The 21,110-nt window shown below is 69.5% G+C and carries 15 protein-coding genes and 1 pseudogene; 1 reads left to right on the forward strand and 15 read right to left on the reverse strand.

Translation table 11 applies throughout. The annotated features are described in order from the left end of the window. Positions 1-66: 66 nt before the first annotated feature. From OHB56_RS15030 to OHB56_RS15085, 12 genes and pseudogenes are all read right to left on the reverse strand, one after another. Positions 67-220: pseudogene (locus OHB56_RS15030) on the reverse strand (phosphotyrosine protein phosphatase); the annotation flags it as partial. A gap of 436 nt (positions 221-656) precedes the next feature. Then, the gene (locus tag OHB56_RS15035) at positions 657-2,603 is read right to left on the reverse strand and encodes a TIGR03960 family B12-binding radical SAM protein (protein WP_406353780.1); all 1,947 of its coding nucleotides are present in this window, start codon (positions 2,601-2,603) and stop codon (positions 657-659) included. 117 nt (positions 2,604-2,720) lie between these two features. Continuing rightward, positions 2,721-4,280: a CYTH and CHAD domain-containing protein gene (locus OHB56_RS15040; protein WP_326752738.1), complete on the reverse strand. Its 1,560-nt coding sequence runs from the start codon at positions 4,278-4,280 to the stop codon at positions 2,721-2,723. A gap of 142 nt (positions 4,281-4,422) precedes the next feature. Continuing rightward, positions 4,423-5,625: a rod shape-determining protein RodA gene (gene rodA / locus OHB56_RS15045; protein ID WP_326752739.1), complete on the reverse strand. Its 1,203-nt coding sequence runs from the start codon at positions 5,623-5,625 to the stop codon at positions 4,423-4,425. Beyond that, on the reverse strand, positions 5,622-7,988 hold the full coding sequence (mrdA, locus tag OHB56_RS15050; protein ID WP_406353782.1) for a penicillin-binding protein 2: 2,367 nt from the start codon (positions 7,986-7,988) through the stop codon (positions 5,622-5,624). Before mrdA ends, rodA begins: the two co-directional genes overlap by 4 nt. Positions 7,989-8,193: 205 nt before the next feature. Next, positions 8,194-8,859 (reverse strand): rod shape-determining protein MreD, encoded by a 666-nt coding sequence (gene mreD, locus OHB56_RS15055; protein WP_055596054.1) that lies wholly within the window; start codon positions 8,857-8,859, stop codon positions 8,194-8,196. 13 nt (positions 8,860-8,872) lie between these two features. After that, positions 8,873-9,814 (reverse strand): rod shape-determining protein MreC, encoded by a 942-nt coding sequence (mreC, locus tag OHB56_RS15060; RefSeq protein ID WP_326752741.1) that lies wholly within the window; start codon positions 9,812-9,814, stop codon positions 8,873-8,875. 201 nt (positions 9,815-10,015) lie between these two features. After that, the gene (locus tag OHB56_RS15065) at positions 10,016-11,035 is read right to left on the reverse strand and encodes a rod shape-determining protein (RefSeq protein WP_055596056.1); all 1,020 of its coding nucleotides are present in this window, start codon (positions 11,033-11,035) and stop codon (positions 10,016-10,018) included. Between the two features lie 504 nt (positions 11,036-11,539). After that, complete coding sequence (gene ndk / locus OHB56_RS15070) at positions 11,540-11,953, reverse strand: nucleoside-diphosphate kinase (protein WP_326752742.1); 414 nt, start codon at positions 11,951-11,953, stop codon at positions 11,540-11,542. A 70-nt stretch (positions 11,954-12,023) separates the two neighbouring features. Continuing rightward, positions 12,024-12,374: a DUF4233 domain-containing protein gene (locus OHB56_RS15075; protein WP_326752743.1), complete on the reverse strand. Its 351-nt coding sequence runs from the start codon at positions 12,372-12,374 to the stop codon at positions 12,024-12,026. A 6-nt stretch (positions 12,375-12,380) separates the two neighbouring features. After that, the gene (gene folC, locus OHB56_RS15080) at positions 12,381-13,922 is read right to left on the reverse strand and encodes a bifunctional tetrahydrofolate synthase/dihydrofolate synthase (protein ID WP_406353786.1); all 1,542 of its coding nucleotides are present in this window, start codon (positions 13,920-13,922) and stop codon (positions 12,381-12,383) included. A gap of 165 nt (positions 13,923-14,087) precedes the next feature. After that, a complete protein-coding gene (locus OHB56_RS15085) occupies positions 14,088-16,736 on the reverse strand; it encodes a valine--tRNA ligase (protein ID WP_406353788.1) in 2,649 nt (882 codons plus the stop codon). Positions 16,737-16,874: 138 nt separating this feature from the next. On the opposite strand from OHB56_RS15085, the gene OHB56_RS15090 reads away from it, so the two are divergent. Then, positions 16,875-17,807, forward strand: coding sequence for a hypothetical protein (locus OHB56_RS15090; protein ID WP_326752746.1), 933 nt, complete (start codon positions 16,875-16,877; stop codon positions 17,805-17,807). A 96-nt stretch (positions 17,808-17,903) separates the two neighbouring features. Here the strand turns inward: OHB56_RS15090 and clpX are convergent, their stop codons facing one another. The 3 genes from clpX to OHB56_RS15105 all read right to left on the reverse strand — a co-directional run bounded on the left by clpX (position 17,904) and on the right by OHB56_RS15105 (position 20,783). Beyond that, positions 17,904-19,190 carry an ATP-dependent Clp protease ATP-binding subunit ClpX gene (gene clpX / locus OHB56_RS15095; RefSeq protein ID WP_055570715.1) on the reverse strand — a complete coding sequence of 429 codons (1,287 nt, stop codon included), beginning with the start codon at positions 19,188-19,190 and terminating at the stop codon, positions 17,904-17,906. Between the two features lie 189 nt (positions 19,191-19,379). Beyond that, a complete protein-coding gene (locus tag OHB56_RS15100) occupies positions 19,380-20,060 on the reverse strand; it encodes an ATP-dependent Clp protease proteolytic subunit (RefSeq protein WP_055593250.1) in 681 nt (226 codons plus the stop codon). 114 nt (positions 20,061-20,174) lie between these two features. Then, positions 20,175-20,783 carry an ATP-dependent Clp protease proteolytic subunit gene (locus OHB56_RS15105; protein ID WP_055625632.1) on the reverse strand — a complete coding sequence of 203 codons (609 nt, stop codon included), beginning with the start codon at positions 20,781-20,783 and terminating at the stop codon, positions 20,175-20,177. Positions 20,784-21,110 lie beyond the last annotated feature (327 nt).

The raw sequence follows: 21,110 nt of genomic DNA on the forward strand, positions 1-21,110 counted from the left end.
ACAGGGTAGGCAGTCAGTGTTGGGCAACGTGCTGCGATCGGGGCGCGGCGCTGGATGCCTACATGGCTGAACAGTCAGGACCTTCGGTGTCTCGGCGGAGACGTCGATGCCGGCTTCGTCCATCGCTTCCACCACCGCCGGATTGACCGTGTCGGCAGAGACAGCACCAGCTGACTTCCACCCTCTCCCTGGCAAGGTGCGTGAGGAAGGCAGCAGCCATCTGAGAGCGCCCAGCGTTATGGACACAGACGAACACGCTGGCCGACCCTTGCTACGGAGTGAACGCTTGCTACACCAGCGTCGAGACAGCGGCAGGTCTCACCATCGGCGTCAGAGCAGCCAAGACAACATCCGCCTGCGTCTGCCAGGGCTGGTCCGAACACGACTGAGCCCCCTCCCGATCAAGGAGGGGGCTCAGAAGTTCGCAGAGGGCGTTCTCAGGCAGCCGACGGGATCAAACCCATTCCACTTCGGAGAGGATCCCTGGCGAGCCCTCAGACGACGACAGCGGCGTTCTGAACGTGTCCCGCATCTGGCTTGGCCGCCGCTGCAAAGCTCCGAGTGTGCCCAGCGCTGCGACCACCTCCTCCTCTGTGACCTCCATCACGGCCTCGGCGATCCGCCTCAGCGCCTCGCTCACTCCCGTCCCCCCCGTTTCAGCTGGTAGGCGACTTCTTGACCGTCAGCGGCAGCAGCTTCTTGCCGCTGTCGCTTACTTGTGGCCAAGTGTCCATCTGAGGGCACACGCCGCAGTCGAAGCACGGGGTCCAGCGGCAGTCCTCGACCTCCGTCTCGTCGAGGGCGTCCTGCCAGTCCTCCCAGAGCCAGTCCTTGTCGAGACCGGAGTCGAGGTGGTCCCAGGGGAGGACCTCCTCGTAGGCGCGTTCGCGGGTGGTGTACCAGTCGAGGTCCACGCCGAAGGAGGGCAGGGTCTTGTCCGCGCAGTTCATCCAGCGGTCGTAGGAGAAGTGCTCGCGCCAGCCGTCGAAGCGGCCGCCGTCCTCGTAGACCGCGCGGATGACCGCGCCGACACGGCGGTCGCCGCGGGAGAGCAGGCCCTCGATGATGCCGGGCTTGCCGTCGTGGTAGCGGAAGCCGATGGAGCGGCCGTACTTCTTGTCGCCGCGGATCTTGTCGCGCAGCTTGGTCAGGCGGGCGTCCGTCTCCTCGGCCGACAGCTGCGGGGCCCACTGGAAGGGGGTGTGCGGCTTGGGGACGAAGCCGCCGATGGAGACCGTGCAGCGGATGTCGCCCGAGCCGGAGACCTCGCGGCCCTTCTGGATGACGTTCATCGCCATGTCGGCGATCTGGAGGACGTCGTCGTCGGTCTCGGTGGGCAGGCCGCACATGAAGTAGAGCTTCACCTGCCGCCAGCCGTTGCCGTAGGCCGTGGCGACGGTCCTGATCAGGTCGTCCTCGGAGACCATCTTGTTGATGACCTTGCGCAGGCGCTCCGAGCCGCCCTCGGGGGCGAAGGTGAGGCCGGAGCGGCGGCCGTTGCGGGTCAGCTCGTTGGCCAGGTCGACGTTGAAGGCGTCGACGCGGGTGGAGGGCAGCGAGAGGCCGATCTTGTCCTCTTCGTAGCGGTCGGCGAGGCCCTTGGCGATGTCGCCGATCTCCGAGTGGTCGGCGGAGGAGAGGGAGAGGAGGCCGACCTCCTCGAAGCCGGTGGCCTTCAGGCCCTTCTCGACCATGTCGCCGATGCCGGTGATGGAGCGCTCGCGCACCGGGCGGGTGATCATGCCGGCCTGGCAGAAGCGGCAGCCGCGGGTGCAGCCGCGGAAGATCTCCACCGACATGCGCTCGTGGACCGTCTCGGCGAGCGGGACGAGGGGCTGCTTGGGGTAGGGCCACTCGTCGAGGTCCATGACCGTGTGCTTGGAGACGCGCCACGGCACGCCCGACTTGTTCGGCACGACGCGGGCGATGCGGCCGTCGGGGAGGTACTCGACGTCGTAGAAGCCCGGGACGTACACCCCGCCGGTCCTCGCCAGGCGGAAGAGGAGTTCCTCGCGGCCGCCGGGGCGGCCCTCCTCCTTCCAGGCGCGGACGATCCGGGTGACCTCGAGGACGGCCTGCTCGCCGTCGCCGATGACGGCGCAGTCGATGAAGTCGGAGATCGGCTCGGGGTTGAACGCGGCGTGGCCGCCGGCCATGACGATCGGGTCGTCCAGCCCGCGGTCCTTGGCCTCGAGCGGGATGCCGGCCAGGTCCAGGGCGGTGAGCATGTTGGTGTAGCCGAGCTCGGTGGAGAAGCTCAGGCCGAACACGTCGAAGGCCTTGACCGGGCGGTGGCTGTCGACCGTGAACTGGGGGACGCGGTGCTCGCGCATCAGCTCCTCCAGGTCCGGCCAGACGCTGTAGGTGCGCTCGGCGAGGACGCCGTCCTGCTCGTTGAGCACCTCGTAGAGGATCATGACGCCCTGGTTGGGCAGTCCGACCTCGTACGCGTCGGGGTACATGAGCGCCCAGCGGACGTCACAGCTGTCCCAAGGCTTGACCGTGGAGTTGAGCTCTCCGCCGACGTACTGGATCGGCTTCTGCACATGCGGGAGCAGAGCTTCGAGCTGCGGGAACACAGACTCGGCGGCTTCGGCAGGCATCTCGGAACCTTTGTGTGCGGGCGGGGGTCCCCCCGGCCGGGGCTGGGGGCGGGTGACCATCCAGCCTAACCCGATCGGGGAGATCCCCCCGCACGTCGGCCCGGGGCGGTGGACCGCTCAGAAGTCGGTGCTCTTCCTGACGGACGTCCAGGTTTCCGGGAGTGCCGCCTCGACGATCTCCGCGCGGCGTTCCTCGTGTCCGTGGAGCAGGCCGTAGGTGAAGGCGCTCTCCCCCGCCGCGTGGGCGACGGCGGACAGTTCGCGCAGGGTCCGGCGGGCCATGACGCTGTCCTGGTGGTCGCCGAGCAGGCTCTGGAGCTCCTTCATGCTCTTGACCAGGTCCTTGGCGGGAGCCTTGAGGGCCGGTCCCGCGGCCTCGGCGGCGTAGCGGGTGCGCTTGGTCTTCTTGCGGGCCTCGTGCAGGGCGACGTCGCGGTCGTGGCCGGGCGGGAGGTCCCGGGCCCGGGAGACCAGGGCGGACACCTTGGCGAGGTCCTTGCTCACGGCCTTGGCTAGCACCTTGTCCGGGTCGCCGGCGGCCTTCTTCCGCAGGGGCGGGTCGGCCAGCAGGGTGTCGAGGGTGTCGAGCAGGGTGAGGTAGCGGCGGGAGTCGAGGACGGCGGTGACCTCGCTGTGGGCTCTGCTGTGGCCGGCCTCGGCCCAGGTGGTCAGCCGGTGGTGGACGGGGCCGTGGACGAGGGTGTCGGGCAGTTCGTCCAAGGCCGACAGCAGGCGCCCGGCGAGTACCTCCTGGTCGCGCTCCAGACCGAGTTCGGCGGCCAGCCACTTCAGGTCGACGCCGATCGGGTCGGTGCTCTTCCGGTCCAGGACGGACCGGAAGGAGCGGAAGGTGCTGCGCAGGCGGCGGGTGGCGACCCGCATGCGGTGGACGGAGTCGGGTACGCCCTGGCGTACGGCGGGGTCGAGTTCGACGAGTGCGTCCCGCTGGGCACGGATGTAGGCGAGGACGTGGTCGCCGGCGGTGACGGGTTTGCCGACCGGGCGGCTGCGTCGCTTCCGCTTCGGTGCGGCTGCCGGGGCGACCGCGGGTGCGGGGGCGGCCTGGGGCGTGGTCGCGGCGGACTCCGTCTCGGCGAGGGCCCGGGCCAGTTTGGAGGGCGAGTCCGAGGGGCGCAGGCCCGCCTTGCGGAGCTTCTTGTCGACCTTGTCGAGGAAGGCGGGGTCGCCGTCGTCGGCGAGTTCGACCTCGATCTCGGTCCACCGGGCGGTGCCGCCCTCGCCGGTGAGACGTTCGGCGTGCACGGTGTCGACGCTGATCTCGGCGAGGAGCCGGCCGGCGCCGTCGAGGAGGTGGCGCAGGTCCCGGTCGGAGCGCAGCCGGACCACGGGGCTCAGTTCGGCGTGGCGGACACGGGAGCGGACAAGCCGGGCGAGGCTCTCCGGGAGGGTGTCGGAGAGCGGGGCGTGGACCTCGTCACGCACTCCGGGGGCCACCGGGAACTTCAGGTGCCAGCCGGCGTCGGAGCCGCCGGTGCGCTTGCGGAGGGTGAGGGAGGAAGCGGCGAGGCGCTCGTCGGCGGTGTCGTAGTAGAGGGCGTCGAGGTGGGCCACGCCCCGGTCGACGATGGACTCGAGACCGGGGACACCGGTCAGGTCGGGGAGTCCGCCGTCGCCGGACTCGTACTTTCGCTCGACTTCTCGCTTTGTGTCCGCCATGACCCGAATCTACTCGTCGCCGGTGGTCTCACCCTCCGGTTTCCCCGGTCGGTGCCGGGGAAACCGGGTCGGACGGCGGACGAGGAGGCCTGTGACCCGAGTTGGCCGGGACGACCGGGTCGGTCGGCCCGGCCGGGCCGGGTCACGCGGACAGCGGGCGTTGCAGTCTGATCGACTGCAGGAGGCCCACGGCCAGCCACACCGCGAACATCGACGAACCGCCGTAGGACACGAACGGCAGGGGCAGACCGGTGACCGGCATGATGCCGAGGGTCATGCCGATGTTCTCGAAGGACTGGAAGGCGAACCAGGCGACGATGCCGGCGGCGACGATGGTGCCGTACAGGTCGGTGGTGTCGCGGGCGATGCGGCAGGCGCGCCACAGGATGACGCCGAGCAGGACGATGATGAGCCCGCCCCCGACGAAGCCGAGTTCCTCTCCGGCGACGGTGAAGACGAAGTCGGTCTGCTGCTCGGGCACGAACTGGCCGGTGGTCTGCGAGCCCTCGAAGAGCCCGGAGCCGGTGAGACCGCCGGAGCCGATGGCGATGCGGGCCTGGTTGGTGTTGTAGCCGACGCCGGCGGGGTCGAGCTCGGGGTTGGCGAAGGCGGCGAAGCGGTTGATCTGGTACTCGTCGAGCACCCCGAGCTGCCAGACGGTGATCGCACCGATCGCGCCGGTGCCGATCAGCCCGAAGACCCACCGGTTGGAGGCGCCGGAGGCGAGCAGTACGCCGAGCACGATGACGACCATGACCATGACCGACCCGAGGTCGGGCATCAGCATCACGACCAGCATGGGGACGGCGGCCAGGCCCAGTGCCTGGAGGACCGTGCGGTGGTCGGGGTAGGCCTTGTCGCCCGCGTCGACCCGGGCGGCGAGCAGCACCGCCATGCCCAGGATGATCGTGAGCTTCACGAACTCGGAGGGCTGGATGGAGAAGCCGCCGCCGAGCTTGATCCAGGAGTGGGCGCCGTTGATGGTGGAGCCCAGCGGAGTGAGCACCAGCAGGATCAGCATGACCGAGAGGCCGTAGAGGACCGGCACGGCGGTGCGCAGGGCGCGGTGGCCGAGCCAGAGCATGGCGATCATCAGGGCCAGGCCGATGCCGGTGTTCAGCCAGTGCCGGACCAGGAAGTAGTACGGGTCGCCCTGGTTGATCTCGGTGCGGTTCCGGGTCGCCGAGAAGACCAGGAGGGAGCCGAGCAGCGACAGGGCGATCGCGGCCAGCAGTATCGGCCAGTCGAGGCGCCGGGCCAGGGAGTCGCGGGCGAAGAGCCGCGTCCAGCCGGCCCGCTCGGGTCCGTATCCGGAGACGTGGAAGCTGTTGACTCCGCCGGTCATGTCGTCGCCCTCCGGCCTGCCGCGCGGCGCGCCCGGAGGGCGCCGCGCCGACGTCCGTCGGCCGGCCGTCCGTCACCGGACGGACGTCCGCCCCGTCTGCCACCGCCCCGCCGTGCGTCGCCCCGCCGTGCGTCGCGGCGGCGGGTGTCGCGGTTGGCGGGCGGAGGCGTGGTCGTGGTCGCGCCCTGGTCCTGGTCTTGGTCCTGGGCCTGGCCGTCGGCTGTCTGCTCGCTCTCCTCGGTGGCCCGCTGGTCCTTGGCCGGGTCCTTGGAGATCTTCGGGGAGACGATGGTGCCGTCCGTCCTGACCTTGGGCAGCGTCTTCTGCGGGGTGGGCAGCAGCGCCTTCTTCTCGTCGATGACACCGTCGGGGGAGACGCCGTACAGCGCGTTGTAGATGTTGCGCACGGCGGGGCCCGAGGCGCCGGAGCCGGTACCGCCCTGGGCGATCGTCATGACGACCGAGTAGTCCTTGGTGTAGGTGGCGAACCAGGAGGTGGTCTGCTTTCCGTAGACCTCCGCGGTACCGGTCTTGGCGTGCATCGGGATCTCGTCCTGCGGCCAGCCGCCGAACCGCCAGGCGGCCGTACCGCGGGTGGCGACTCCCTCGAGGGCTCCGTCTATTTCCGCGAGGGTCTTCTTGGTCACCGGCAGCTTGCTCTGCGCCTCGGGCTCGATCTTCGTGACCCGCTTGCCGTCGGGGCTGATGACGGCCTTGCCGACGGTGGGCTGGTAGAGCGTGCCGCCGTTGGCGAGGGCCGCGTAGACGGAGGCCATCTGGATGGGGGTGACGAGGGTGTCGCCCTGGCCGATGGAGTAGTTGACGGAGTCACCGGCGCGCAGGCGGTTGCCTTCGAGGCAGTTCTCGTAGGCGATCTGCTCGACGTAGCTGCCGCCCTTCTTGCCGGACTTGCACCAGGCGTCCTTGTTGGCCTTCCAATAGTCGAGCTTCCACTGGCGGTCGGGGACGCGGCCGGTGACCTCGTTGGGCAGGTCGATGCCGGTCAGCTCGCCGAGGCCGAACTGGTGGGAGGTCTTGTAGAACCAGTCCTTGGCGTTCTTCTTCGGCTTGTTGCCGCCGTCGCGCTTCCACTCCTCGTGGGAGAGGCGGTAGAAGACGGTGTCGCAGGAGACCTCGAGGGCACGGCCGAGGCTGATGGCGCCGTGGCTCTGGGACTCGAAGTTCTTGAAGACCTGGCCGCCGATGGAGTACGAGCTGGAGCACTCGTAGGGTCCGTTGAAGGAGTACCCGGCGTTGACCGCGGCGGCGGTCGGGATGACCTTGAAGATGGAGCCGGGTGCCGACTGGCCCTGGATGGCGCGGTTCAGCAGCGGGTAGTTGGAGTCCTTGCCGGTGAGGCTGGCGTAGTCCTTGCCGGAGATGCCGCCGACCCAGGCGTTGGGGTCGTAGCTCGGGTTGGAGGCCATCGCGACGACCCGGCCGGTCTTGGCCTCCATGACGACGACGGCGCCCGAGTCGGCCTCGTAGAGGCGGTTGGTGTTGCGGTCCATCTCCTTGCGGGCCTGCTTCATCGCCTCGTTCAGCTCGTACTCGGCGATCCGCTGGACACGGGCGTCGATGCTGGTGACGAGGTTGGCGCCGGGTTCGGCGGCGTCGGCCTCGGCCTCGCCGATGACCCGGCCGAGGTTGTCGACCTCGTAGCGGGTGACGCCGGCCTTGCCGCGCAGCTCCTTGTCGTACTCGCGCTCGAGGCCGGAGCGGCCGACCTGGTCGGAGCGCAGGTACGGCGACTCGGTGTCCTGCGCCTTCTGGAGTTCCTCGTCGGTGACGGGCGAGAGGTAGCCGAGGACCTGAGCGGTGTTGGCCTGCCCGGGGGCGGCGTACCGGCGTACGGCCTGGGGCTCGGCGGTGATGCCGGGGAAGTCCTCGGCGCGCTCGCGGATCTGCAGGGCCTGCTTGGCGGTGGCCTCGTCGGTGATGGGGATGGGCTGGTACGGCGAGCCGTTCCAGCAGGGCTGGGGGGTCTTGGCGTCGCACAGCCGGACCTTCTCGATGATGTCCTTGGCGGGCATGCCGAGGACACCGGCGAGCTTGGTGAGGACCCCCTCGCCGTCGTCCCGCATCTTCATGAGCTCGGTGCGGGAGGCGGAGACGACCAGCCGGGTCTCGTTGTCGGCGAGGGCCACTCCGCGGGCGTCCAGGATGGAGCCGCGGACCGCGGGCTGGACGACCTGCTGGACGTGGTTGCCGGAGGCCTTTTTGGCGTACTCGGCGCCCTCGCGGATCTGGAGGTACCACAGGCGCCCGCCGAGGGTGCCGAGGAGGGAGAGAACGAGGACCTGGATGACGACGAGCCGGATCTGGACCCGTGTGCTGCGCCCGGTCTCGGGAATGTTGGTCACGCGGCTTCCTCCCCCTCTCCGTGCGCGTACGGCGGTGCGTGTACGAGTGATGCGTGTACGGGTACTGCGGGTGCGACTGCTGCGGGTGCGAGTGCTGTGTGCGCGACTACTGTGTGTGCAAGTGATGTGTGTGCGAATGATGAACGGCGGGGCCGCCCGGCGGGGTTCCGCCGCAGTTCACCCTTTCCGGTGAAGTCCCGCGAGGTCACAGCCGCTTCACCCCTTTGATGCGGCCCGCGCGGGCCACCCGGGCCCGCGCCGCCTTCGCGCGAAGGCCCCGCTGGGCGCCGATGCGCAGCCCGGTGCCGCCGGCGCTCCAGCCGGAGGCGAGGTCCGCGGACTTGGCGGAGTTGTTCTCGGCGAGCGGATCGTTCTCCGCGCGGCGGGCCAGGGCCATGACACCGGGGACGACGAACGGGGCGAGCAGCAGGTCGTACAGGGCGGCGCTGAAGAGCAGCCCGCCGAGGCCGACATGGCGGGCGGCGGTGTCACCGACGAGGGCGCCGACGCCGGCGTAGAGCAAGGTGGAACCGACCGCGGCGGCGACCACCACGGCCATGGGGCCGGTCGCCGATCTCACTTGGCCGGACTCGGGCTTGACCAGCCCGGCGAGGTAGCCGATGACGCACAGCACGAGGGCGTAGCGGCCGACGGCGTGGTCGGCGGGCGGTGCGAGGTCGGCGAGGAGCCCGGCGCCGAAGCCGATGAGGGCGCCGCCGACATGGCCGTAGACCAGGGCGAGGCCGAGGACGGTGAGGAGGAGCAGGTCGGGAACGGCACCCGGGAGGTGGAGGCGGGCGAGGACGCTCACCTGGATCATCAGGGCGACGACGATCAGCGAGCTGGAGAGCAGGATCCGGTTGACGCGCATGGGGTGACAGCTCCTACTGCTCTTGCTGGTCCTGGCCGCCGGCCGGGGCTGACGGGGTGACGGTCACCGTGACGGTCGGCGTGGGTGTGGGCTTCGGCTTCTTGGGCAGCACCGTGTCGCGCGGGTCCTTCTTCGGGGCCTGGACGACGACGCCGACGATGTCGAGCTTGGTGAAGCCCACGAACGGCGTGACGTAGAGGGTGCGGGTGAGGTCGCCGCCGGAGGGGTCGACGCGGGAGACGGTGCCGACGGGGACGCCGGGCACGAACGGCTTGTCGGCCTGGGAGCCGAAGGTGACCAGCCGGTCGCCCTTCTTGATCTCGGCCTTGCCGTTGAGGAGTTCGACGCGCAGGGGCCGGTCGCCCTGGCCGGAGGCGAAACCGAGTTCGTCGCCGGCCTCCATGCGGGTGCCCACGGTGAAGTCGGGGTCGTTGGCGAGCAGCACGGTGGCGGTGTGCGGGCCGACGGTGGTGACCCGGCCGACGAGTCCGTCGCCGTTGAGGACGGTCATGTCGCGTTCGATGCCGTCGTCGGCGCCGACGTCGATGGTGATGGTCCAGGAGAAGCCCTGGGCCGCTCCTATGGCGATGACCTGAGCGCCCTTGATGCCGTACTGACCCTGGCCGGCGACCTTCAGCATCTTGTCGAGCTGCTTGCTTCTGCTGCGGTTGCGGTCGTCGCTGCCGAGTTCGGCCTTGAGCGCGGTGTTCTCCCGCTCGAGTTCGGCGAGCCGGTCGTTCCGGTCGCCGGAGTCACGGACTGCGGTGACCGCGTTGCCGATCGGGTCGACCGCGCCGGACACTCCGTTCTCGATCGGGCCGAAAACCGTGGCCGCGGCCTGCCGGGCACCGTCGACCGGTGAATCCTCTCCGCCGCGGATGTCCACCGTGATCAGTGCGAAAGCGGTGGTGATCAGCAGCACCAGGAGCAGCCGGCTCTCTCGTGTGTCCCTCACGTGCGGCGGCCGTGCCTTCCTCGTCGAAACGGGTAGCGAGAACAGGAGTCTTCAGGAGTCGTAAGGGGTCGTCAGGGGTGGTCGGGAATCCGGGGGTCTACGGGAACTGTCAAAAAAAGTACGGGTGGAGCTCATGTCTCTATATCAACGATCCGCCGTACGAGAGGAGATCGTCCCGTACGGCGGAATCGAAGAGCTGTGTCATCTGCGCGGCTGCGCGTCCAGCACCTTCTGGAGTGCCTCGAACTCCTCGACGCACTTTCCGGAGCCGAGCGCCACGCTGTCCAGCGGGTCCTCGGCGATGTGGATGGGCATGCCCGTCTCCCGGCGCAGCCGCTCGTCCATCCCGCGCAGCAGAGCGCCGCCGCCGGTCAGCACGATGCCCCGGTCCATGATGTCGCCGGACAGTTCCGGCGGGCACTTGTCGAGGGTGGTCTTGACGGCGTCCACGATCGAGTTGACGGGCTCCTCGATCGCCTTGCGGACTTCGGCGGCGGAGATGACCACGGTCTTGGGCAGCCCGGAGACGAGGTCCCGGCCGCGGATCTCGGTGTGTTCGTCGGTGTCGAGGTCGTACGCCGAACCAATGGTGATCTTGATCTGTTCGGCCGAGCGCTCACCCAGCAGAAGGGAGTACTCCTTCTTGATGTGCTGGATGATCGCGTTGTCCAGTTCGTCGCCCGCGACCCGGATGGACTGGGCGGTGACGATACCGCCGAGGGAGATGACCGCGACCTCCGTGGTGCCGCCGCCGATGTCCACCACCATGTTGCCCGTGGCCTCGTGGACCGGCAGGCCGGAACCGATGGCCGCGGCCATGGGCTCCTCGATGATGTGCACCTGGCGGGCGCCGGCCTGGGACGACGCCTCGATGACGGCACGGCGCTCCACACCCGTGATGCCGGAGGGCACGCAGACGACGACCCGCGGGCGGGCCAGATGCCGCCGCTTGTGGATCTTCAGGATGAAGTAGCGGAGCATCCGCTCGGTGATCTCGAAGTCGGCGATGACGCCGTCCTTCAGCGGACGGACGGCAACGATGTTGCCGGGGGTGCGCCCGATCATCTTCTTCGCTTCGGACCCGACCGCGAGGATGCCACCGGTATTGGTGTTGATCGCGACGACGGACGGCTCATTGAGTACGATTCCGCGACCCCTGACGTACACCAGCGTGTTGGCGGTCCCGAGGTCGACAGCCATGTCACGGCCGATGAACGACATAGAGTTCCCCATGAGGATTCGTCTGGCCTTCCCACTGGCTTTTGAGGGCTTTTCAGGTAGGCGAGGTGGGTGCGGTGACGCGAAGGCTTCCATCGTAGACGCGCCTTCGCGAACACGGCGCGAGGGTCTTCGCCATTGTCATCAGATGGCGGGTCCCGTTGCTTGTGGAGACGGGCCATCGGGGGCACTCGTTCCCCCGAACGCCGCCCGCATGTCGAAAAGGTCTGGGGGCAAAGCCCCCAGACCGTCGCCAGGCGGCCAAAACTGCAGCCCACGGCCGCTATGCGATTGTTATGCACGGCCTTGGCGGGTGATCGTCGCGCGTGGCCTTCGCACCACTTTTCGTACGCGTGTTGTAGGCAACCGTTGTGCGCGTTCGTTATGCGCGGCGGTTACGCCACGTGGACCTGCGCGGGCGGTCGATACGCACGGTCGTCACGCACGCGGTGAACGGCGGGCGCGGCCGACACGAACGGCCGACACGAACGGTGGTGCCCGCGACCGTCAGACGCGGTCCGGGAAGAAGATCTTCACCTCGCGCTCGGCGGACTCCTCGGAGTCGGAGGCGTGGATCAGGTTCTCCCGGACGATGACACCGAAGTCCCCGCGGATCGAACCCGGGGCCGCGGCGACCGGGTCGGTCGGGCCGGCCAGTTGGCGCACGCCCTCGATGACCCGCTCACCCTCGACGATCATCGCCACGACCGGGCCGGAGGCCATGAACTCCATCAGCGGCTCGTAGAAAGGCTTGCCCTTGTGCTCGCCGTAGTGCTGCTCCAGCGTGTCCTGGTCGAGGGTGCGCAGCTCCAGCGCGGTGAGCTGCCAGCCGGCCTTGCGCTCGATGCGGCTGATGATCTCGCCGGTCAGGCCACGACGGACGGCGTCGGGCTTGAGAAGGACGAGGGTGCGCTGAGTCACGGCGGAGCTCCTTATGTTTCAAGGGTGGTGCGGGATTCTCTGAAGGTTACCGGGCAGGGTTCTGCGCCTGTCACGCAGCGTCAGGCTGATCGGTGCGGGCGGCGAACCGGGCCTTCGCCTCGTCGATCTTCCGCCCGTAGTGGACCGAGGCCCACCACAGCACCGCGAACAGCGCGCCCAGGATGAACATCATCGGGACGACGAAGCCGGAGGCGATCAGGGCGATCTGCAGGGCCCAGCCGAGGGCGACGCCGCCGGGGCGGGTGATCATCCCGCACAGTGCCACGGACAGGAACATGGCGATGCCGCAGACCGTCCACACGGTGCCGACCGTCAGGTCCGGGTCCTTCATCGCGACCAGTCCGGCGAAACCGATGAGGAAGAACTCGCCGATCAGGGTCGACGCGCAGAGTGTACGCACGGTGTCTCAGCCCTTCCCCAGAAGCAGTCGGGCCTCGCCGACCGTGATGACGGAACCGGTGACGAGCACACCGGCGCCGGTGAACTCGCCCTCCTCCTCGGCGAGCGTGATCGCCACCTCCAGCGCGTCGGGCAGCCGGGGTTCGACCTGGACGCGGTCCTCGCCGAACACCTCGACGGCGATCCCCGCCAGCTCGTCGGCGTCCATCGCGCGGTGGCTGGAGTTCTGCGTGACGACGACCTCGGCGAAGACCGGCTCGAAGGCCTCCAGCAGCCCGCGCACGTTCTTGTCGCCGCTCGCGCCGACCACGCCGATGAGCCGGCTGAACTGGAACGCCTCCCCGATCGCCCCGGCCGCGGCCCGCGCGCCCGCCGGGTTGTGGGCGGCGTCCAGCACGACGGTGGGCGACCGGCGTACGACCTCCAGCCGGCCCGGTGAGGCGACGGCGGCGAAGGCCTTGCGGACGGTGTCGATGTCCAGCGGCTCGGCGCGCTGGGCGCCGACGCCGAAGAACGCCTCCACGGCGGCGAGCGCCACGGCGGCGTTGTGCGCCTGGTGGGCGCCGTGCAGCGGCAGGTACACCTCGGGGTACTCGCCGCCCAGGCCGCGCAGGGTCACCTGCTGGCCGCCGACGGCGACCTGCCGGGCCGCGACGCCGAACTCCAGCCCTTCCCGGGCCACGGTCGCGTCGGCCTCGACGGCCTTCCTCAGCAGCACCTGGGCCGCGTCGACCGGCTGCTGGGCCATGATCACCGTCGCGCCCGGCTTGATGATGCCGGCCTTCTCGGTGGCGATCTCGGCGGGCGTGGTGCCGAGCCGGTCGGTGTGGTCGAGGTCGATCGGCATGACCACGGCGACGCCGGCGTCGATCACGTTGGTGGCGTCCCAGCTGCCGCCCATGCCGACCTCGACGACGGCGGCGTCCACCGGCGCGTCGGCGAAGGCCGCGTACGCCATGCCGGTGAGCACCTCGAAGAAGGACAGCCGGTGCTCCTGCCGGTCGTCGACCATCTCGACGTACGGCGCGATGTCCCGGTACGTCTCCACGAACCGCTCGGCGGAGACCGGCGCGCCGTCGAGGCTGATCCGCTCGGTGACCGACTGGACGTGCGGCGAGGTGTAGCGCCCGGTGCGCAGTTCGAAGGCGCCGAGGAGGGCCTCGATCATGCGGGCGGTGGACGTCTTGCCGTTGGTGCCGGTGATGTGGATCGACGGGTACGCGCGCTGCGGCTCGCCCAGGACGTCCATCAGCGCGGCGACCCGGTCGAGGGACGGCTCCAGCTTGGTCTCGCCCCAGCGGGTCGCCAGCTCTCCCTCGACCTCCCGCAGCGCCTGGGCGACCTCGGGGTCCTGTGGCCGCGCGGGCACGTCGGACTCGGGCGGGCCGCCCTGCGTGCGCAGGGTGCGGCTGCCGGCTTCGATCACCGCGAGGTCGGGGTCCCGGTGGGTCTCCGCCTCGACGATCTCCTCGAAGGGATCGAGAGGGTAGAGGGGGTCCGGCCGGTCGTCGGGGTCGTCGTGGTTGCCGTTCGGGGGGAGGTCGCTCACGGGGCCAGTCTACGTATCCGCCCGCATCCGCCCCACGGCAGCCGAAAGCCCCCGGAACCGCTCGGGCTCAGGGGGCTTCCCAGGACGTGGGACGGCCGGGGGCCGGGGTCTTTCGTTCGGACCGGGCCGGACCCCGCGAGCCCGGCCCGATCCGAACGAGTGGCCCTAGGCCTTCGGGAGCCGCTCCAGCTGGGCCCCGATGCGGGCGATGTCCTCGTCCGCCTTGGCCAGGCGCGTACGGATCTTGTCGACCACGTGGTCGGGGGCCTTCGCCAGGAACGCCTCGTTGCCCAGCTTGGCCTCCGCCTGCTGGCGCTCCTTCTGCGCGGCCGCGAGGTCCTTGGTGAGGCGCTTGCGCTCCGCCTCGAAGTCGATCACCCCGGACAGGTCCAGGGCGACCTCGACGCCCGCCACCGGCAGGGTCGCCGTCGCGGTGAACGCGTCGCCCTCCGGCTGGAGGCGCAGCAGCTGCCGAATCGCCGCCTCGTGCGGGGCGAGCGCCGAGCCGTCGAGGGAGAGCCGGGCGGGGACCCGCTGGCCGGGCTGCAGGCCCTGGTCGGCGCGGAAGCGGCGGACCTCGGTGATGACGGACTGGAGGGTCTCGATCTCCCGCTCGGCGCCGACGTCCCGGAATCCGCCCGGTGCGTCAGCACCAGGAACGAACACAGCCTCGGGCCAGTCTGCGATGACGACCGACTCGCCGCCGGTCAGCGTCGTCCACAGCGTCTCGGTGACGAACGGGACCACCGGGTGCAGCAGCCGCAGCGTGACGTCCAGGACCTCGCCGAGGACCCGCTTGCTGACCTCGGCCGGCTCGCCGCCCGCCTGGAACGTCGTCTTGGACAGCTCGACGTACCAGTCGAAGACCTCGTCCCACGCGAAGTGGAACAGGGTGTCGGACAGCTTGGCGAACTGGAAGTCGTCGTAGTGCGCGTCGACTTCGGCGACGACCGAGTTCAGCCGGGAGAGGATCCAGCGGTCGGTGGACGACATCTTCGACGCGTCCGGCAGCGGGCCGTCCACCGTCGCGCCGTTCATCAGGGCGAAGCGGGTCGCGTTCCAGATCTTGTTGGCGAAGTTGCGGGAGCCCTGGACCCAGTCCTCGCCGATCGGCACGTCGACGCCCGGGTTGGCGCCGCGCGCCAGCGTGAAGCGCAGGGCGTCGCTGCCGTACTTGTCCATCCAGTCCAGCGGGTCGACCGCGTTGCCGAAGGACTTCGACATCTTCTTTCCGAACTGGTCGCGGACCATGCCGTGCAGGGCGATGGTGTGGAACGGCGGGGTGCCGTCCATCGCGTACAGGCCGAACATCATCATCCGGGCGACCCAGAAGAAGAGGATGTCGTAGCCGGTGACCAGGACGGAGTTCGGGTAGAACTTCGCGAGCGATTCGGTCTGTTCGGGCCAGCCCAGCGTCGAGAAGGGCCACAGGCCGGAGGAGAACCAGGTGTCGAGGACGTCGGTGTCCTGGTGCCAGCCCTCGCCGCTGGGCGCCTCGTCGTCGGGGCCGACGCAGACGACCTCGCCGTCGGGGCCGTACCAGACGGGAATCCGGTGGCCCCACCACAGCTGCCGGGAGATGCACCAGTCGTGGAGGTTGTCGACCCAGTCGAAGTACCGCTTCTCCATCTCCTGCGGGTGGATCTTGACCCTGCCGTCGCGGACGGCGTCGCCGGCGGCCTTCGCCAGCGGGCCGACCTTGACCCACCACTGCATGGACAGCCGCGGCTCGACGGTGGTCTTGCAGCGCGAGCAGTGGCCGACGCTGTGGACGTAGGGCCGCTTCTCGGCGACGATCCGGCCCTCGGCGCGCAGCGCGGCGACGATGGCGGACCGGGCCTCGAGCCGGTCCAGGCCCTGGAAGGGGCCGTGGACGGTGATGACGGCGTGCTCGTCCATCACGGTGAGGGACGGCAGGGCGTGGCGGCGGCCGATCTCGAAGTCGTTCGGGTCGTGGGCCGGGGTCACCTTGACGGCGCCGGTGCCGAACTCGGGGTCGACGTGCTCGTCGGCGACGACCGGGATGGAGCGGTCGGTCAGCGGCAGCTTGATGAGCTTGCCGATCAGGTGCTTGTACCGCTCGTCCTCGGGGTGGACGGCGACGGCCGTGTCGCCGAGCATCGTCTCGGCGCGGGTGGTGGCGACGACGATGGTGTCGTCCCCGTCGCCGTACTTCATGGAGACGAGTTCGCCGTCGTCGTCCTGGTAGTCGACCTCGATGTCCGAGATGGCGGTCAGACAGCGCGGGCACCAGTTGATGATGCGCTCGGCGCGGTAGATCAGCTCGTCGTCGTAGAGCCGCTTGAAGATGGTCTGGACGGCCTGGGACAGCCCCTCGTCCATGGTGAAGCGCTCGCGCGACCAGGCGACGCCGTCGCCGAGGCGGCGCATCTGCCCGGAGATCTGGCCGCCGGACTCGCCCTTCCACTGCCAGACCCGCTCGACGAAGGCCTCCCGGCCGAGGTCGTGCCGGGACTTGCCCTCCTTGCCGAGCTCCCGCTCGACGACGTTCTGCGTGGCGATGCCGGCGTGGTCCATGCCGGGCTGCCACAGCGTCTCGAAGCCCTGCATGCGCTTGCGGCGGGTCAGGGCGTCGATGAGGGTGTGCTCGAAGGCGTGGCCGAGGTGCAGGCTGCCCGTGACGTTCGGCGGGGGGATGACGACGGTGTACGGGGGCTTGTCGCTCTTCGCGTCCGCCTCGAAATAGCCCCGCTCCACCCAGCGCTCGTACAGCGGCCCCTCTACGTCGGCCGGCGCGTACTGGGTCGGCAGTTCGGAGGTGGGCGGCTGCGGCTGCTGAGATTTCTCGGTCACGCGCCTCAGTTTAGAGGTGTCACGGCCCAGTCCCGAAACGCGATTCCTTTGTAACGGTGCACCCCCCGGCGGACTGATCACGCCGGAGCTGAGACAGGATGTCAGCGACACATAAGCTTCTGGAGGGGAACCCAGAAAATGAGCCACAACCAGCCGGGCCCGTACGGCGGGCAGCCCCAGCAGCCCGGACCGTACGGTCAGCCGGGTCCCTACGGCCAGCAGCCGCAGGCTCCGCAGCCCGGCTACGGCTACCCTCCACAGCCGCAGGCCCCGCAGCCCGGGTACGGCTACCCGCCCCAGCCCGGCCAGGGCGTCCCGCCGCAGCAGCCCCCGTACGGCCAGGCCCCGTACGGCGCGCCCCAGCCCCCGGCGCCGGGTGACAGCACCAAGAAGGCCGGCTGGATCATCGGCGCGGTGGCGGTCGTGGCGGCCATCGGTGTCGGCGTGTACTTCGTGATCGGCGGGGGCGGCGGGGGCGGTGTGGAGGACGACGGCCCGCACAAGCTCTCGGCGCCGGAGAAGGTGATGGGCGAGTACACGCGCGTCGGGGAGGGCGGCGAGGACTCGAGCGCCGGCACCACCAAGGACCTGGCCAAGGGCGGCGTGAAGAACGGCAAGTCGGTGGGCGCCCAGTACTCGACGGCCGACTTCAGCAGGTACGACCCCACGGCCCCCGACCCGGCCGACATCCCCGGCAAGGAAGAGCTGCTCAAGGCGAAGGGCGTGACGTTCCTCGGCGCCTACGGCGAGGTCGAGGACCCCGAGGCGGCCGTGGACAAGCTCTTCGCCAACATCGCGAAGGAAACCAAGGAGAACTCGTCCAACGAGCTCATGACCGAGCTGCTGGGCAAGCCCGAGGCGGTCGACCTCGACGGCGCGGTCATGAAGTGCCAGGCGGGCAAGGGCAACAACAACCTCACCAAGAAGGAAACCACCAACTGGTTCTGCATCTGGGCGGACTACAGCACGGTCGCCGTCGTCTCCCCCGGTGACAACACCAAGGACATCACGAAGGACACCGCCGCGGACATCACCACGAAGCTCCGCGACGACGTGCGCGTCCCGGCGTAGGACGTCGCGCGTTCCGGCGCAGCGGTACGCGGAGCGTGAAAGGGCCCCGGTCACCCGACCGGGGCCCTTCGTCCGTGCGGGGGAACGGCGGTGCCGCTACGCCGTCTTCTGCTCGCCCGGTCCGCGGCCGCGGGCGTCGCGCGGGATCAGGGTCGGGTTGACGTTGGAGAGGACCACGTCCGCGGTGATGACCACGCGGGCCACGTCCTTGCGGGACGGGACCTCGTACATGACGCCCTGGAGGACTTCCTCCATGATGGCGCGCAGGCCGCGGGCGCCGGTCTGGCGGAGGATGGCCTGGTCGGCGATGGCTTCGAGGGCCTCGCGCTCGAAGTCCAACTCCACACCGTCGAGTTCGAAGAGGCGCTGGTACTGCTTGACCAGTGCGTTGCGCGGCTCGACCAGGATCTGGAGCAGGGCCTCGCGGTCGAGATTGTGGACCGAGGTGATGACCGGGAGCCGGCCGATGAACTCGGGGATCATGCCGAACTTGACCAGGTCCTCCGGCATGACCTGCTCGAACTGGTCCTTGGACTCGATCTCCCGCTTGGAGCGGATCGTCGCGCCGAAACCGATGCCTTTGGCGCCGGCCCGGCCTTCGATGATCTTCTCCAGGCCCGCGAAGGCGCCGCCCACGATGAACAGGACGTTCGTCGTGTCGATCTGGATGAACTCCTGGTGCGGGTGCTTGCGGCCGCCCTGCGGCGGGACGGACGCCGTGGTCCCCTCGAGGATCTTCAGCAGGGCCTGCTGGACGCCCTCGCCGCTCACGTCGCGCGTGATCGACGGGTTCTCGCTCTTGCGCGCGACCTTGTCGATCTCGTCGATGTAGATGATGCCGGTCTCGGCCTTCTTGACGTCGTAGTCGGCGGCCTGGATCAGCTTCAGCAGGATGTTCTCGACGTCCTCGCCGACGTACCCGGCCTCGGTGAGGGCGGTGGCGTCCGCGATCGCGAACGGGACGTTCAGCATGCGGGCGAGGGTCTGGGCGAGGAGGGTCTTGCCGGAGCCGGTGGGACCCAGCAGCAGGATGTTGGACTTCGCCAGCTCGATGGCGTCCTCGCGGCTCTGGGCGCCGCCGTTCTCCCCCGCCTGGACCCGCTTGTAGTGGTTGTACACGGCGACGGAGAGGGCCTTCTTGGCCGATTCCTGGCCGACCACGTATCCCTCGAGGAACTCGTAGATCTCGCGGGGCTTGGGAAGTTCCTCCCAGCGGACCTCACTGGTCTCGGCGAGCTCTTCCTCGATGATCTCGTTGCAGAGGTCGATGCACTCGTCGCAGATGTACACACCGGGTCCTGCGATGAGCTTCTTGACCTGCTTCTGGCTCTTGCCGCAGAACGAGCACTTGAGCAGATCGCCGCCGTCACCGATGCGTGCCACGGTGTGCTTCCCCTTCGCCTGGGAACCGCCTGGACGTCGACGTCCAGCGACTCCTGGTGCTGCCTTATGTCCGACGGTACCTTGCCGGGCCCCCCGTTCGGGCCCCCCTTGGCACGGTTCGCTTCGACGCGAACCGTCATGAACCATGCCAAGGGGCGGCAGACGATACAGCCTCTCGGGCCCCACGCGTCAGCGCAGGCTGGAGTTGTCCATCTTCCGGGTGGTGATGATCTGGTCGATCAGGCCGTAGCTCAGCGCGTCCTCGGCCGTCAGGATCTTGTCGCGCTCGATGTCCTCGCGGATCTTCTCGACCGGCGTGGTGGAGTGCTTGGCCAGCATGTCCTCGAGCTGCGCACGCATGCGGAGGATCTCGTTGGCGGCGATCTCCAGGTCGGACACCTGGCCGCGGCCGGTCTCGCTGTACGGCTGGTGGATCAGCACCCGCGCGTTCGGCAGCGCCATGCGCTTGCCGGGCGTACCGGCGGCGAGCAGGACGGCGGCGGCGGAGGCCGCCTGGCCCATGCAGACCGTCTGCACGTCGGGCTTCACGTACTGCATGGTGTCGTAGATCGCGGTGAGCGCGGTGAAGGAGCCGCCGGGGCTGTTGATGTAGACCGAGATGTCCCGGTCGGGGTCCATCGACTCCAGGCACAGCAGCTGCGCCATGACGTCGTTGGCGGAGGCGTCGTCGATCTGGACGCCGAGGAAGATCACGCGCTCCTCGAAGAGCTTCGCGTACGGGTCGTACTCGCGGATGCCCTGGGAGGTGCGCTCGACGAAGCGCGGGATGACGTAGCGGGACTCGGCCGCGGGGCCGGTGTACTCGGCACGGGTGCGGTCGTACAGGCCGCTGCCGGGGAAGTCGTTCACGGTGTCTCCTGGAAGGGGGCTGAGGCGGTCGGCCGGGGCTGCTGGGGCTGCCACCGGACCCTGGAGGGGGCCCGGTGGGGGGTCCTACGGGGCCGTGTGGCTCCCGTGGGCCGCTCAGCCCGCCCCGGTGCCGCCGCCGCCCGGCATGCCCGCGGCCGTGGTCATGACGTCGTCGATGAGGCCGTACTCCTTGGCCTCGAAGGCGTCGAACCAGCGGTCGCGGTCCGAGTCGCGGGTGATCTGCTCGATCGTCTGGCCCGTGTGCTGGGAGGTGAGCTCGGCCATGCGCTTCTTGGTGTGCAGCAGCCGCTCGGCGTGGATCTTGATGTCCGAGGCCGAGCCGGCCAGGCCGGCGGAGGGCTGGTGGATCAGGATCTCCGCGTTCGGCAGCGCGAAGCGCTTGCCGGGCGTGCCCGCGCTGAGCAGGAACTGACCCATCGAGGCCGCGAGGCCCATGGCGATGGTCACCACGTCGTTCTTGATGTACTGCATGGTGTCGTAGATCGCCATGCCGGCGGTGATCGAGCCGCCGGGGCTGTTGATGTAGAGGTAGATGTCCTTGTCCGGGTCGGAGGCAAGGAGCAGCAGCTGTGCGGTGATCTTGTTGGCGATGTCGTCGTCGACCGGCTGGCCGAGGAAGATGATCCGCTCGCCGAGCAGCCGGTTGTAGACCTGGTCGCCGAGGCCACCACCGATGGAAGGCTCGCCGGCGGCTGAAGGCATCAGATTCGTCACGTATCCACCTGCTCGTCTTACGACGGCGCCGGGCCGTCTCACGTGTTCTGCCGGGGCGTGGGGCCGTCCGGCCGTGCTCGCGGACTCCCCTGCCCTCGTACTCATGGACCCTAACGCGCGGGCCCCTTCGGGGAATCCCGGAGCGGGGGGTGTTCGCTGTGAGCGCAGGGTGCTCCGCCGGGTGCGCCGGGTCCTCACGCCGTGGGCGGATCCGCCGGTGAGGGTCTGCGGGGCGTGGCCGGCCGGCCGCGCCCGGCGCGGCGGAACCGCGCACCGGCGGGGGCCCCGCGCCCCTGGGTGCGCCGCCCTGCCATA

Origin of the sequence: Streptomyces sp. NBC_01635, assembly GCF_045209715.1 — a bacterium.
GTDB classification, from domain to species: Bacteria; Actinomycetota; Actinomycetes; order Streptomycetales; family Streptomycetaceae; genus Streptomyces; species Streptomyces hirsutus.

Bases quoted from the DNA above. Each gene is read 5' to 3' on its own strand.
- OHB56_RS15035 (WP_406353780.1), bottom strand. From the start codon at position 2,603: ATGCCTGCCGAAGCCGCCGAGTCTGTGTTCCCGCAGCTCGAAGCTCTG.
- OHB56_RS15040 (WP_326752738.1), bottom strand. From the start codon at position 4,280: ATGGCGGACACAAAGCGAGAAGTCGAGCGAAAGTACGAGTCCGGCGAC.
- rodA (WP_326752739.1), bottom strand. From the start codon at position 5,625: ATGACCGGCGGAGTCAACAGCTTCCACGTCTCCGGATACGGACCCGAG.
- mreD (WP_055596054.1), bottom strand. From the start codon at position 8,859: ATGCGCGTCAACCGGATCCTGCTCTCCAGCTCGCTGATCGTCGTCGCC.
- OHB56_RS15065 (WP_055596056.1), bottom strand. From the start codon at position 11,035: ATGTCGTTCATCGGCCGTGACATGGCTGTCGACCTCGGGACCGCCAAC.
- OHB56_RS15090 (WP_326752746.1), top strand. From the start codon at position 16,875: ATGAGCCACAACCAGCCGGGCCCGTACGGCGGGCAGCCCCAGCAGCCC.
- OHB56_RS15105 (WP_055625632.1), bottom strand. From the start codon at position 20,783: ATGCCTTCAGCCGCCGGCGAGCCTTCCATCGGTGGTGGCCTCGGCGAC.